Below are 13984 nucleotides of genomic sequence, written 5' to 3' on the forward strand. Positions count from 1 at the left end.
CGGGCGGTCACAGCACCGACGCGAGCCACCGCAACTGGCGCCGCACGTGCACGGCCTCCCCGCCCTCGTGCTGGTTGAACGGATAGACGTGCAGTTCGCGCTCCGGCTGATCCGGGCGGCCGTTGGCGGCGCCGTACTGGTTGTACGCGGCGAAGCCGGTGCTGGGTGGGCACACGTTGTCGCGCAGGCCGATCCCGAAGTGCGCCGGGGCGGTGGCGCAACGAGCGAACGTGACACCGTCGACATAGGAAAGGGTCCGGCGGACCGCCTCCTCCGCTTCCCGGTTGACCGCCAGGTAGCGCGCGATCTCGCCGTACGGGGCGGCGTCGGTCATCTCGATGGCCCGCTGGATGTGACAGAGGAACGGGGCCGTGGCGAGGACCGCGGCGAGGTCGGGCACCAGCCCCGCCACGGCGAGAGCGAGCCCGCCACCCTGGCTGTTGCCGACGACGACGACCCGGGCGGGATCGACGCCGGGCAGGGCGCGCACCGCCTCGACCGCCCGCACGGCGTCGGTGATGAGCCGACGGTAGTGGTAGTCGTGGGGCGTCAGGATGCCCCAGGTCACCGGCCACGGACCGCCGGCCACCCCCTGCCCGGGGTCTGGGGTGTCCCCGCCGCCGTGCAGACCGGCCTGCCCACGGGTGTCCATCAGCAGGTGCGCGTAGCCGGCCACTGGCCAGGTCAGGCGCTCGTGCGGCAGGCCGCGTCCCCGTCCGTAACCGGTGAACTCGACCACCGTGGCCAACGGTTCGTCCACTCCGGCCGGACGGGTGTACCAGGCCCGGACCGAATCGCCGCCGAAGCCGGAGAAGGTCACGTCCCAGGAGTCGACCAGGCGCAGGTCGGTCGGCTCCGGCCGCGCGTCGAGCAGGACCGGCCGGGTGGCGGCCTCCGCGAGGGTCGTACGCCAGAACTCGTCGAAGTCCGCCGGCTCGGCCACCACGGGCGCGTACCGGCGCAACTGGTCGAGGGGCAGGTCGAACAGGGGCATGGCTCCTCGCGGGGTTCGGCGCGGTGGGCGGTGGGTGGGTGTCACGGCAGGGCACCCCCGCCCGACGCCGCTCAGGTCGCGACGGGGCCGGGAACGCACCCGCCGGCGGCTTCGCGATGCCCGCAAGAGCGCCCGAAAGTTTCGCCGCACCGTACCACGTCGACCACGGGACCTGCGCCTACACGAGATCGACTCCGGCCGACAGCATAATTCATCTTCGTCAGTGGCGACCGCCGCCGCACCGTGTCGCACCTTCACTTGTCGACCCTTGACACATTCACGCCGGCACCCCTAGGTTGCCGAAAAAGTACCGTCGTGCCGCCGAAAGTTTCGGCGGCGGACACCGTGCGGATCGGGCGGCGCACGCTTTGCCCCGGTCGGTCGAGGGGGTTCACGTGAACAGCAGATTGCCCGACGACGGCCGCTGGACCAGCCGGGCCGAAACGCGCCGACCATGACCACGTCGGGCACGGTGAGCCCGGTGACGGGGCCGGAGAGCCGGCCCACGGCCGGCGGTACGCGTCGCCCGCGCGCCGCTCGACGTACCTGGCGTAGGGCGCTACGGCGGGACTGGCAGCTCTACTCCCTGGCGGTGCTGCCGCTGCTGTTCTTCCTGATCTTCCGCTACCTGCCGATGCTGGGCAACGTGATCGCCTTCCGGCGGTTCCGGCCCGGGGGAAGCATCTTCGGCGAATACTGGGTGGGCCTGCGGTACGTCCGCATGTTCCTGAACGACCCGGCGTTCTGGGACGTGTTCACCAACACGCTGATCTTCGGCGCGCTGACCCTGGTGTTCTGCTTCCCGCTGCCGATCGTGCTGGCGCTGCTCCTCAACGAGCTGCGCAGCCGCAAGATCAAGCGGTTCGTCCAGTCGGTGTCCTACCTGCCGCACTTTCTGTCCATCGTGATCGTGGCGGCGATGGTCATGCAGTTACTCTCCGTCGACGGGGCGGTGAACCAGCTCGTCCGCGCCCTCGGCGGCGAGGCGGTGCCGTTCCTGCAGCAGGCCGGATGGTTCCGGACCATCTACGTCTCGTCCGAGGTCTGGCAAACGGTCGGCTGGGGCACCATCCTCTACCTCGCCGCACTGACCGCCGTCGACGAGAACCTGTACGAGGCGGCCAGGATCGACGGCGCCAACCGGTGGCGGCAGACGTGGCACGTGACGCTGCCCGGGATCCGGCCGACGATGGTGACGCTGCTGATCCTCAACATCGGCACGTTCATGGCGGTCGGCTTCGAGAAGATCCTGCTGCTGTACAACCCGCTGACCTACCCGACGGCCGACGTGATCTCCACCTACCTGTTCCGGGTCGGCATCGTCTCCAACAACTTCAGCTACGCGGCGGCGATCGGCCTGTTCGAGTCCGTGATCGGGCTGACGCTGGTGCTGTCGGCGAACGCGATCTCCAAGCGCGTAGTAGGGACGAGCCTGTGGTGACCGTCGACACGACCACACCCGCCCCGCCCACCAGCCGCCGGCCCGGCATCCGCACCAGCCGGGGCTACCAGATCTTCCGGGTGGTCAACGCCATCGTCCTGACCGGTGTCGTGCTGGTGACGCTGTATCCGTTCGTCAACATCGTGGCGCGCTCGCTCAGCGACAACGCGTACATCGTGTCGGGGCAGGTGAACCTGATCCCGCGCGGGTTCAACGTCGCCGCGTACAAGGCCGTGATGTCCGACCCGATGTTCTGGACGAACTATCGCAACACGGTGGTTTACACGGCGGTCGCCACCGCGGTCGCACTCGTGCTGACCACCTGCTACGCCTACGTGCTGTCCAAGAAACAGCTCAAGGGCCGGAGCGCGCTGGTCGGGATCGCCGTGTTCACCATGTTCTTCAGCGGCGGGCTGATCCCCAACTACGTCCTGGTCACCAGCCTCGGGTTGAAGAACACCGTGTGGGCGATCGCGCTGCCCAACGCCATCAGCGTGTTCAACCTGCTGGTGATGAAGGCGTTCTTCGAGAGCCTGCCGGTCGAGCTGGAGGAGGCCGCGGCCGTCGACGGGCTGAACACGTACGGCATCCTGCTGCGGATCGTGCTGCCGCTGTCCAAGGCGGTGGTCGCCACCATGTTCCTCTTCTACGCCGTCTCCTTCTGGAACTCCTGGTTCGCCGCGTTCCTGTACATGGACCGCATGGACCTGTGGCCGGTGACGGTCTACCTGCGCAACCTCATCGCTGGCGCGACCGACGCGACCTCGGTCGGGGGCGGGCTCGGCAGTGCCAGCGACGTCGTGCAGTCCGCCGCCACCATCCAGTCCGTGACCATCGTGCTCACGGTCCTTCCCATCCTGGCGGTCTACCCCTTCATCCAGCGCTACTTCGTCTCCGGAGTGATGCTCGGCGCGGTCAAGGGCTAGCCACCGGCGCGACCACCCGCACCGCTCCCCCACCGAAAGGACGTCCCCCATGGTTCAGCTATCCCGGCGTCACCTGCTGTTCGCGGCGGGCGCGGCCGCCGTCATCTCGATGGCCGGCTGCGGCGACGGCGACGACGACAAGAAGGACCTCGCCGACAACCGCGAAGGCGCCATGGACAAGTACGGCATCGGCGACCAGTTCAAGGCCACCACGGCGGTGTCCTTCTCGATGCTCTACAACAACCACCCGAACTACCCGCTGAAGGACGACTGGCTGTTCTGGTCGGAACTGTCCAAGCGGACCGGGGTCAAGATCGAGCCGGTCGCCGTGCCGCTGAGCGACTACGAGCAGAAGCGCAGCGTCCTGATCGGTGCCGGTGACGCGCCGTTCATCATCCCGAAGACGTACCACCCGCAGGAGGACGCGTACGTCTCCTCCGGCGCGATCCTGCCGGTCAGCGACTACCTCGACCTGATGCCCAACTTCACGGACAAGATCGAGAAGTGGAGCCTCCAGCCGGAGATCGACTCGCTGCGGCAGGAGGACGGCAAGTTCTATCTGCTTCCCGGCCTGCACGAGAAGCCCTGGCAGGACTACACCCTCGCGGTCCGGATGGACATCCTCGAGCAGCTCAAGATCCCGGTACCGCAGACCTGGGACGACGTCTACAACATGCTCAAGGCGATGAAGGCCGCGTACCCGGACGTCTACCCGTTCTCGGACCGGTTCGGCAAGCCCAACCCCGCCGGCAACCTGCTGAACATGCTCGCCGTCTCGTACGGCCTCGCCGGAGCCGGCTGGGCCTACCAGCACCCCAGCTGGGACGCGGAGGCCAAGAAGTTCGTCTACACCGGCGCGTCCGACAAGTACAAGGCGATGCTGGAATTCCTGCACAAGCTGGTCGACGAGAAGCTGCTGGACCCGGAGACCTTCACCCAGACCGACGACCAGGCCCGCCAGAAGCTCGCCAGCGGCAAGTCGTTCGTCATCAGCACCAACGCGCAGAGCATCGTCAACGACTACCGCCCCGACATGGCGAAGAGCCTGCCGAACGCCCGGATCGCCAAGATTCCGTTCCCGATCGGTCCGGCCGGGCCGATCAACGCGGCGAGCCGGCTCGAGAACGGCATCATGATCTCCTCGAAGGCCCGGGACAGCAAGAACTTCGTCGCCATGATGCAGTTCATCGACTGGCTCTGGTATTCCGACGCCGGCCAGGAGTTCGCCAAGTGGGGTGTCGAGGGCACCACCTACACCAAGGACGCCTCCGGCAAGCGCACCCTCACCGCCGACGTTGACGTCCTCGGGCTCAACCCCAAGGGCACCAAGCACCTGCAGAAGGACTTCGGCTTCTACAACGGCATCTTCGCCTACGGTGGCCGCCTGGAGCTGGTCCAGTCCTTCTTCTCCGAGGAGGAGAAGGAGTTCCAGAAGATCGTCAGCGAGCGCCCGCCCGTCGCCGTGGCGCCGCCGCACCCGCTCACCGACGAGGAACGCGAGCAGGTGACCCTCTGGGAGACGGGGCTGAAGGACTACGTCTACCAGAACACGCTGAAGTTCGTCCTGGGCCAGCGTCCGCTCACCGAGTGGGACGCCTACGTCAACGAGCTGAACGGCAAGAACATGGGCTCCTACATGGACCTGGTCAACAAGTCGTACGAGCGGTACCAGAAGAAGCACAGCTGACCCCGTCCGCGGTCGGGCCCGACGCCGGGCCCGACCGCGGTGGTGAGACCGGCCGACGCCGGCCCGTGCGGAGGAGAGGAACGAGATGCGGATCGTCGTACCGGAGCGGGCCACGGGCCGGCTCACCGACGCGTGGCGGGCCTGCGTCGGCACCGGTCGGTTCGAGCTGGGGCTCCGGCGTGACTACCAGGAGTCGCTGGCCCTCGTCCAGCGGGACATCGGCTTCCGGCACATCCGCGGGCACGGGCTGTTCAGCGACGGCACCGGCGTCTACCGGCCCTACGAATACCAGGGGTCATGCCGGGTGCGCCACGCGTTCACGTACGTCGACCAGGTGATCGACGCCTACCTCGCGCTCGGCGTCCGGCCCTTCCTGGAGCTGGGCTTCATGCCCGCCGCTCTCGCCTCCGGTGACCAGACCGTCTTCTGGTGGCGCGGCAACGTCACCCCGCCGAAGTCCTGGACGGAGTGGGCGGACCTGGTCCGGGCCACCCTGCGCCACTTCGTCGACCGCTACGGGCTCGACGAGGTACGCACCTGGCCGATCGAGGTGTGGAACGAGCCCAACCTCACGCATTTCTGGCAGAACGCCGACCAGGACGCCTACCACCGGCTCTACGAGGTGACCGCGCACGCGGTCAAGGAGGTGGACGCCGCGCTCCAGGTCGGCGGGCCGGCCATCTCCCCCGGCTCGGACGAGTGGCTGATGCCGTTCGCCGAGTTCGTCACCGCCCGCTCGGTGCCGGTCGACTTCGTCAGCCGGCACGCGTACACCTCCGGGCCCGCCCAGCACGTGCCGTTCGGCACCCACCAGACCCTCGTGCCCGCGTCCAGCCTGCTGGACCAGTTCGCCAGCCCGCGACGGCACCTGCGGGGCAGCGCACTGGCGGAGCTGCCGGTGCACATCACCGAATTCAACTCCTCCTACCGGCCCGACAACCGGGTCCACGACACCGCTTTCAACGCCGCGTACCTCGCCCCGGTGGTGGCCGCCGGCGGCGACCTGGTCGACTCCTTCTCCTACTGGACCTTCAGCGACATGTTCGAGGAGGAGGGGGTGCCGACCTCGCTGTTCCACGGCGGGTTCGGCCTGCTCACCCACCGCCAGATCAAGAAGCCCACCTACCACCTGTACGCGTTCATGGCCCGCCTCGGGGACGAGGTCCTCGCCCGCGGCGCCGACCACCTGGTCACCCGGGACGCCACCGGCCGGGTCGCCGTGCTGGCCTGGGCGCCGGTGGACGCCACCGGGGACACCCCGGGCCAGGAGCGACACACGGTGCGCCTGTCGCTGCCCGTGGGCACGGCCGCGGCGGGGGCCGCGTTCCTGCTGCGCTCGTCGGTGAACGAGGAGGAGGGCAACGCCTGGACGGCGTGGTGCGAGATGGGCCGTCCCGCCTCCCCCACCGCCGGCCAACTGGACAACCTGCGGGAGACCGCCGAGCCGGCCCGGCGGCACGCCCGACTGCCGATCGAGGGCGGCCGGATCGAGCTGGACCTGCACCTGTCCCGGCACGAGGTGACCCTGGTCGAGCTGACCGCGGTGGCCGACGAGACCCCGCCGTGGTGGGACGACGACCGGCTGCTCGGGCGTACCCCCGGGGAGCGGGCGGCGTGAGCGACGTCCTCGGCGCGCGGCGCCAGTTCGGCGACGGGCCGCTGTCCCGCGCCGCTTCGCGGATCTACACCGTGCTGGTGGTCGAGGTGCTGTTCCTGGTCACCACCGCGCCGGGCCTGGTCGCGCTCATGCTGCTGGAGCGGGACGTCAGCAACCTCCCGCTGGTCGCGGCCTGCGCGCTGCCGCTCGGCCCGGCCGTGGGCGCCGCCCTGTACGCGCTGCACCACCAGCGCCCCGACCTGACGGAGCTGCACCCCGCGCGCGCCTTCTGGCGCGGCTACCGGTCCAACCTCACCGACGTCCTGCGGATCTGGGTCCCGCTGTTGCTGTGGCTGGCCGTCATCGCGGTGAACCTCACCCACCTGCCGGCCGCGGGCGTCCCCGGCTGGTGGGCGGTGCCCCTCGTGCTGGTCGGGGCCGGCGTGACCCTGATCGGTGTCAACGCGCTGGTGATCGCCTCGCTGTTCGCCTTCCGGTTCCGGGACGTGCTGCGGCTGGCCCGGTACTTCCTCGTCCGCACCCCCTCGGTCACCCTCGGCAACGCCGGCCTGCTGGTCGCGGTCGCCGCCCTGACCGTGCTCACCTCGGAGGCGGTGGTCGCGTTGTTGGGCGCGGTGCTGGTGCTGGCCCTGCTGACCGCCAGCCGCCCGATGATCATCGGCATCCGCAAGGACTTCACCGCGTGAGCGAGCGTCTGCCGGTCACGGACAAGGTGCCCTTCGGGGGCGACTACAACCCCGAGCAGTGGCCCGTACCGGTGTGGAACCAGGACTACCAGCTCTTCGATCTCGCCCGGATCGACACCGTCACCCTCGGCGTCTTCGACTGGGCGCTGACCCAGCCGGCCCCGGACGTCTACGACTTCTCACTGCTGGACCGGATCGTCGAGCGGGCCACCACCGAGGGCCGCCGGATCTGCCTGGCGACCGGTACGGCGGCCCACCCGCCGTGGCTGGCCCGCCGCCACCCGGAGGTGACCCGGGTCGACTTCGAGGGCCGCCGGCACCGGTACGGGCAGCGGCACAACTCCTGCCCCAGTTCCCCGGTCTTCCGCCGGCTCTCCACCGAGCTGGCCCGCCGCGTCGCCGCCCGGTACGCGGCCAACCCGTCGATCGTGGCATGGCACGTCGGCAACGAGTACGGCGGCACCTGCTACTGCGAGCTGTGCGCCGCCGGCTTCCGGGACTGGCTGCGCCGTCGCTACGGCAGCCTGGACGCGCTGAACGCGGCCTGGTACACCACCTTCTGGTCGCACACCTTCACCGACTGGGACCAGATCGAGCCGCCGTCGGCCCTGACCGAACACTGGCGCGGCCCCGAGCACACCGCCTTCCAGGGCATCACCCTCGACTACCTTCGCTTCTCGTCCGACGCGATGCTGGCCAACTTCCTGGACGAGAAGGCGGCGATCCGCGAGTCCAGCCCGGACGTGCCGGTGACGACCAACTTCATGGGCATGTACCGTCCGATCGACTACCATCGCTGGGCTCCCCACCTCGACTTCGCCTCGTGGGACAACTACCCCCCGGACGACAGCTCCCCGTCATGGATGGCGCTGAGCCACGACCTGATGCGGGGCCTCAAGGACGGCCAGCCGTTCTGGTTGATGGAGCAGACCCCGAGCCACACCGCGTGCCGGGACGTCAACCCGCTGAAACGGCCCGGGGTGATGCGGTTGTGGAGCTGGCAGGCGGTGGCGCACGGCGCCGACGCGGTGCTGTTCTTCCAGCTGCGGGCGTCCCGTGGGGCCAGCGAGAAATACCACGGCGCGGTCATCGGCCACGCCGGCCGGGCCGACACCCGGGTCTTCCGGGAGGTCGCGCAGCTCGGCGCGGAGTTCGACCGGCTCGGCGCGGCGACGCTGGGCGCGCGGACCCCGGCGCGGGTGGCGTTGCTGTTCGACTGGGACAGCTGGTGGGCGCTGGAGATCTCCGACGGCCCGTCCCGCCTGGTCCGCTACCAGCAGGTCGTCCTGGCCTACCACCGGGCGCTCTGGGACGCGGGGGTCGACGTCGACGTCGTCGCGGTGACCGCGGACCTGTCCCGCTACGACGTGGTCGTCGCGCCGGCGCTGCACATGCTCAAGGGTGACCTGCCGGGCCGGCTGGCGGAGGTGACCGCCCGGGGCGGGTCGGTGGTGGCCACCTTCCTCTCCGGGCGGGTGGACGAGAACGACAACGCCTTCCTGATGGACGTACCCGGCCCGCTCGGAGAGCTGATGGGCGTACGCGTCGACGAGTGGGACGCCCGCGGACCGGAGTTCGTCAACCCGGTGCTGCTGCGGGCGGGCACCGACCAGGTCGAGGTGGCCTCCCGGCTGGTGTTCGAGTTGGTGATCCCCCAGGGCGCGGAGGTGGTCGGCACGTACCAGGCCGACTTCTACGCCGGCACCCCCGCCGTCACCCGCAACCGGGCCGGTGACGGCGACGCCTGGTACGTGGCGGCCGGGCTGGATCAGCCGGGAGTCTCCTGGGTGATGCGGCAGGTCCTCGACCGGCATCACCTGACCGGCCCCTACGCGGACGTGCCGGACCTGGAGACGGCCGTCCGGGTCGCGCCCGACGGGGTACGACTGCGCTTCCTGCTCAACCACCGCGCGGAGCCCGTCGAGGTTACCGCGTGCGCCGGCGGGGTCGACCTGCTGACCGGCGACCGGGTCGAGGGCGGCCAACCGGTCCGGCTCGACCCGCGGGGGGTCATGGTCGTACGCGAGGACGGCTGAGGTCCGAATGATCGACGCACTCGACCCGGGAGGCCCCGTGAACAGCGTACCGCCGAACGACGTCCATGCCGCCTGGCTGCCGCCGGAGGCGTTCCGGGCCCTCGGTTCGCGCCGTAGTCTGGTCTGCGGCGAGGGCACGCTCGTCGACACGGTGCGCGACGAGATCGCCCGTGCCTGCGTCCGGTACGGCGGCAGCACGGACCGGCCGCACCCCCGGCCGGACAGGCGGCCGGCCGACGACCGGTCAGCCGCCGGCACGGCGTACGACCTGGTGCTCGCGCTGGTCCCGGCCGGTCTCCTGCCGATCGCCGCGGCGGCGGTGGACGTCGTGTACCGACGGCGGTACGGGGCGGGCACGCTCGGCGAGGAGGGTTTCCTGCTGGCCCGGCACACCGAGGTCACGGTGGTGCTGGCCGAGGCGCCCGCCGGGCTGCTGTACGGCCTGTTCCACCTGGTCCGGCTCGGCGAGTCGGCGTTCGGGCTCACCCGCCCGATGGAGCTGCACCGCCCGGCGATGCGGCTGCGCATGCTCAACCACTGGGACAACATCGACGTGCACCCGGTGATGGGGCAGGTCGAGCGCGGCTACGCGGGCGGATCGATCTTCTGGCAGGACGGGGCGCGGCGGGAGGACCTGACCCGGGTCGGGGCCTATGGACGGCTGCTGGCGGCCTGTGGCGTCAACGCGGTCTCGGTGAACAACGTGAACGTCCACGCCACCGAGGCACGGCTGCTGACCGACCGGCTCGGCGACGTCGCCGCGATCGCGGACGTCCTGCGGCCGTACGGGATCCGGGTGCACCTGTCGGTCAGCTTCGCCGCGCCGGTCATGCTCGGCGGCCTGTCGAGCGCGGACCCGCTGGACGAGGCGGTACGGGAGTGGTGGGCCGACGCCACCAAGCGGGTGTACGAGAGCGTCCCCGACTTCGGCGGCTACGTGGTGAAGGCGGATTCCGAAGGGCAGCCGGGCCCGTTCGGGTACGGGCGCAGCCATGCCGACGGCGCGAACGTCCTCGCCGACGCGCTGTCCCCGTACGGGGGTGTGGTGCACTGGCGCGCCTTCGTCTACAACCACCGGCAGGACTGGCGCGACCGGTCGACCGACCGGGCCCGCGCCGCCCACGACCACTTCGTACCCTTGGACGGCCAGTTCCGGGACAACGTGATCCTGCAGGTCAAGCACGGCCCGATGGACTTCCAGACGCGGGAGCCGGTCTCCCCGGTAATCGCGGGCATGCCCGGCACCCGGCTGGCGGTGGAGTTGCAGGTGACCCAGGAGTACACCGGGCAGCAGCGCCACATCTGCTACCTGGCCCCCTGGTGGAGCGAGGTGCTCGGGTTCGGGCCGTGGGGCGACGACGGCCCGACGGTCGCCGCCGTCGCGGCCGGCGCCTCGGTGGGCGACGCGGCGGAGCGCGGCGCAGCCGGGGATGGTGGCGGACTGGTCGCGGTCTCGAACGTGGGCGACGATCCGTTCTGGACCGGGCACCCGCTGGCGCAGGCGAACCTGTACGCGTTCGGCCGGCTGGCCTGGGACCCGCGGCTGGCCCCGACGGCGGTGCTCGACGAGTGGATCGAGCTCACCTTCGCGGCGTCGGCGCCCAACGGCCTCGGGCTGGTGCGCCGGGTGCTGCGGGCGATCATGGACGACTCCTGGCGGACCTACGAGCGGTACACCGCGCCGCTGGGCGTCGGATTCATGGTCCACCCCGGCGATCACTACGGGCCCGACGTGGACGGGTACGAGTACAGCCGGTGGGGCACGTACCACTTCGCCGACCGGGACGGGGTGGGTGTCGACCGGACCCGGGCGTCGGGCACCGCGTTCACCGGCCAGTTCCCGCCGCCCTGGCGGGACGTGTACGAGTCGGTCGAGTCGTGCCCGGACGAGTTGCTGCTGTTCTTTCACCACGTGCCGTACGGGCACGTGCTGCACAGCGGGTCGACCGTGATCCAGCACATCTACGACACCCACTTCGCCGGGGTGGAGCAGGTGGTGGCGATGCGACAGCAGTGGGAGCGGCTCGCCGGTGTGATCGACCCGGGGGTTCACGCCCGGGTGCGGGAGCGCCTCGACGAGCAGGTACGGTGCGCCACGGAGTGGCGGGACCAGATCAACACGTACTTCTTCCGCAAGTCGGGAGTGCCGGACGCGCACGGCCGCCGGATTCACTGAGCCGGCTTCGCGACCTGACGGAAAGGTCCGCCGCCCGTCCTCTGGGGACGGCCGGCGGACCTTTCTCGGTCTTACGCTCAGCTGATCGCGGAGGTCGTCCAGCGCGCGGAGGCGTTGGTGACCGGCACGGTGTCACCGACCAGCGTGGTCGACGCCTGGGTGTCCCGCTCCGTGCTCGTACCGACCCAGAGCTCGACGTCACCGGGCTCCACGACCCGGGTGAGCGTGCGGTCGGAGAAGGCCAGGCGGGTGGTGGGCACCGTCAGCTCGACGGTGACGGACTGGCCCGGCTCCAGGTGGACCCGCCGGTATCCGAGCAACTGCGCCACCGGTCGGGTCACCGAGGCCACCAGGTCCCGGCCGTAGAGCTGGACCACGTCGTCGCCGGCGACCGCGCCGGTGTTCGTCACGCGTACGGTCACCGGCAGCGCCCCGTCGGTCGGCACCGTGGCGGGCACGGTCAGGTCGGCGTGCTCGAACGTGGTGTAGGACAGGCCGTGACCGAACGGCGCCGCGGGCGTCGCCGGCAGGTTGGTCACCTCGCTTCCCTCACCGAGCGTGGGATGCAGGTACGAGTACGGCTGCGCCCCCGCGGAAGCGGGCATGCTGATCGGCAGCTTGCCCGACGGGTTGACCCGCCCGGAGAGCACGCCCGCGATCGCCCCGGCGCCCTCCTCCCCGGGGAAGAACGCCTGCACCACGGCCGCGCACCGCGCCAGCGCCCAGTCGACCGCGTACGGCCGGCCGGTGAGCAGCACGAGGACGACCGGCGTACCCGTCGCCAGTACCGCCTCGACGAGTTCGCGCTGGACCCCGGGCAGTTCCAGGTCGTCGCGGTCGCAGCCCTCGCCGACCGTGCCGCGCCCGAAGAGGCCGGCGTGGTCGCCGACGACCAGTACGGCGACCTCGGCGGCGGATGCGGTGGCGACGGCCTCGTCGAAGCCGGACCGGTCGGCGCTGTCCACGTCGCAGCCACGCGCCCAGGTGACGTGATCGGCACCGAACTCGGCGCGCGTAGCGTCGAGAACCGTCGGCACCTCGATCCCGGTCTCCACATCGGGGTGTTGGACGAGCACGTGGTTGAGGAAGGAGTAGCACCCGAAGAGTGCGCCCTGCCGGTCGGCGTTCGGGCCGATGACCGCCACCCGCCGGCCGGCGGGCAGCGGAAGCACGTCCCGGTTGGAGACCAGGACGATCGACTTCTCCGCGAGGCGGCGGGCGATCGCCCGGTGCTCGGGCGAGTCGAGGTCGACCGCCTGGGGCGGCTCGTCGGTGAAGGTGGCGTCGAGCAGCCCGAGCTCCAGCTTCTGGCGCAGGACCCGCAGCACGGCCCGGTCGATGAGCGCCTCGTCGAGCTTGCCGGACCGCACCGACTCCCGCAGGGTCAGGTAGGCGTCGCCGGTCGGCAGCTCGATGTCGACACCGGCGGTCAACGCCTGTACGGCCGCCTCCGCGTGGTCGCCCGCCACATGGTGCAGCAGGTTCAGGAACGCCACCCCGAAGTAGTCGGCGACCACGGTGCCGTCGAAACCCCACCGATCCCGCAGCACGCCGGTCAGCATCGTGGGATCGGCGGCGACGGGCACGCCGTCGATCTCGGCGTAGGAGTGCATGATGGAGCGCACGTTGCCGTCGAGGATCGCCATCTCGAACGGGAGGAACAGCACGTCGGCGAGTTCCCGCGGGCCGGCGTGCACCGGGGCGAAGTTACGCCCGGCGCGTGAGGCGGAGTAGCCGGCGAAGTGCTTCAGCGTGGCGTGCACCCCCTGGGACTGCAGGCCACGCACGTACGACGTGCCAACCGTCCCGACCAGGTAGGGGTCCTCGGAGATGCACTCGTCGACCCGACCCCAGCGCGGGTCACGGATCACGTCGAGCACCGGGGCGAGCCCCTGGTGGATGCCCAGCTCCCGCATCGACGCCCCGATCGCCGCGCCCATCTCGGCGACGAGTTCGGGATCGAACGCGGCGCCCCAGGCCAGCGGGGTGGGGAAGGTGGCCGCCTTCCACGCCGAGAGCCCGGTCAGGCACTCCTCGTGGACGATCGCGGGTATGCCGAGCCTGGTGCCCGTCACCAGGTCCGACTGGAACTTCCACAGCCACGACGCGCGCGCCGTGGCCTCGACGGGACGCGTGCCGTAGGCCCGGGTGAGGTGCCCGAGCCCGTGCCGGGAGAATTCCTCGAGCTTGGCGCTGTCGCCGAACTCGCCCTGCAGGGGCGCGACGGCCTCACCGTCCTCCTTCTCCCAGAATCCGACGAGCTGCGCGACCTTTTCCTCGATCGTCATCCGGGCGAGCAGCTCACGTACGCGAGCCTCGCCGTCCTGCCCGCCCGGCCGGTCGTGGTCCGGACCCGCCTGGGCCGGACCGTGGACCTCAGTCATGCTGTGCCTTTCCTTTGGGTTGTACTGGTGCTGCTG

General features: G+C 70.6%; 9 protein-coding genes. 7 read left to right on the plus strand and 2 right to left on the minus strand.

Annotated features, from left to right (window positions below; all coding sequences use genetic code 11):
• Positions 1–7 precede the first annotated feature (7 nt).
• The gene (locus GA0070604_RS17445) at positions 8–994 is read right to left on the minus strand and encodes an acetylxylan esterase (protein WP_091119053.1); all 987 of its coding nucleotides are present in this window, start codon (positions 992–994) and stop codon (positions 8–10) included.
• Positions 995–1448: 454 nt separating this feature from the next.
• Here GA0070604_RS17445 and GA0070604_RS17450 point away from each other — a divergent pair, with 454 nt between their 5' ends.
• From GA0070604_RS17450 to GA0070604_RS17480, 7 genes are all read left to right on the plus strand, one after another.
• The gene (locus GA0070604_RS17450; protein ID WP_091119057.1) at positions 1449–2435 is read left to right on the plus strand and encodes an ABC transporter permease; all 987 of its coding nucleotides are present in this window, start codon (positions 1449–1451) and stop codon (positions 2433–2435) included.
• Positions 2432–3361, plus strand: coding sequence for a carbohydrate ABC transporter permease (locus GA0070604_RS17455; protein WP_208602096.1), 930 nt, complete (start codon positions 2432–2434; stop codon positions 3359–3361). The genes GA0070604_RS17450 and GA0070604_RS17455 overlap by 4 nt, the downstream gene beginning before the upstream one ends.
• A 49-nt stretch (positions 3362–3410) precedes the next feature.
• On the plus strand, positions 3411–5048 hold the full coding sequence (locus GA0070604_RS17460) for an ABC transporter substrate-binding protein (protein WP_091119060.1): 1638 nt from the start codon (positions 3411–3413) through the stop codon (positions 5046–5048).
• Positions 5049–5133: 85 nt separating this feature from the next.
• Complete coding sequence (locus GA0070604_RS17465) at positions 5134–6666, plus strand: GH39 family glycosyl hydrolase (RefSeq protein WP_091119064.1); 1533 nt, start codon at positions 5134–5136, stop codon at positions 6664–6666.
• Positions 6663–7352 (plus strand): DUF624 domain-containing protein, encoded by a 690-nt coding sequence (locus GA0070604_RS17470; RefSeq protein WP_091119068.1) that lies wholly within the window; start codon positions 6663–6665, stop codon positions 7350–7352. The genes GA0070604_RS17465 and GA0070604_RS17470 overlap by 4 nt, the downstream gene beginning before the upstream one ends.
• The gene (locus tag GA0070604_RS17475; RefSeq protein WP_244161961.1) at positions 7349–9388 is read left to right on the plus strand and encodes a beta-galactosidase; all 2040 of its coding nucleotides are present in this window, start codon (positions 7349–7351) and stop codon (positions 9386–9388) included. The genes GA0070604_RS17470 and GA0070604_RS17475 overlap by 4 nt, the downstream gene beginning before the upstream one ends.
• Positions 9389–9425: 37 nt before the next feature.
• Positions 9426–11564, plus strand: coding sequence for an alpha-glucuronidase (locus GA0070604_RS17480; protein WP_244161962.1), 2139 nt, complete (start codon positions 9426–9428; stop codon positions 11562–11564).
• A gap of 77 nt (positions 11565–11641) precedes the next feature.
• Here GA0070604_RS17480 and GA0070604_RS17485 read toward each other — a convergent pair whose 3' ends face one another.
• Entirely contained in the window at positions 11642–13948 is a 2307-nt protein-coding gene (locus tag GA0070604_RS17485) for a beta-xylosidase/alpha-l-arabinosidase (protein WP_091119076.1), read from the minus strand.
• Between the last annotated feature and the right edge of the window lie 36 nt (positions 13949–13984).

Source organism: Micromonospora eburnea (genome assembly GCF_900090225.1).
Lineage (GTDB): Bacteria > Actinomycetota > Actinomycetes > Mycobacteriales > Micromonosporaceae > Micromonospora > Micromonospora eburnea.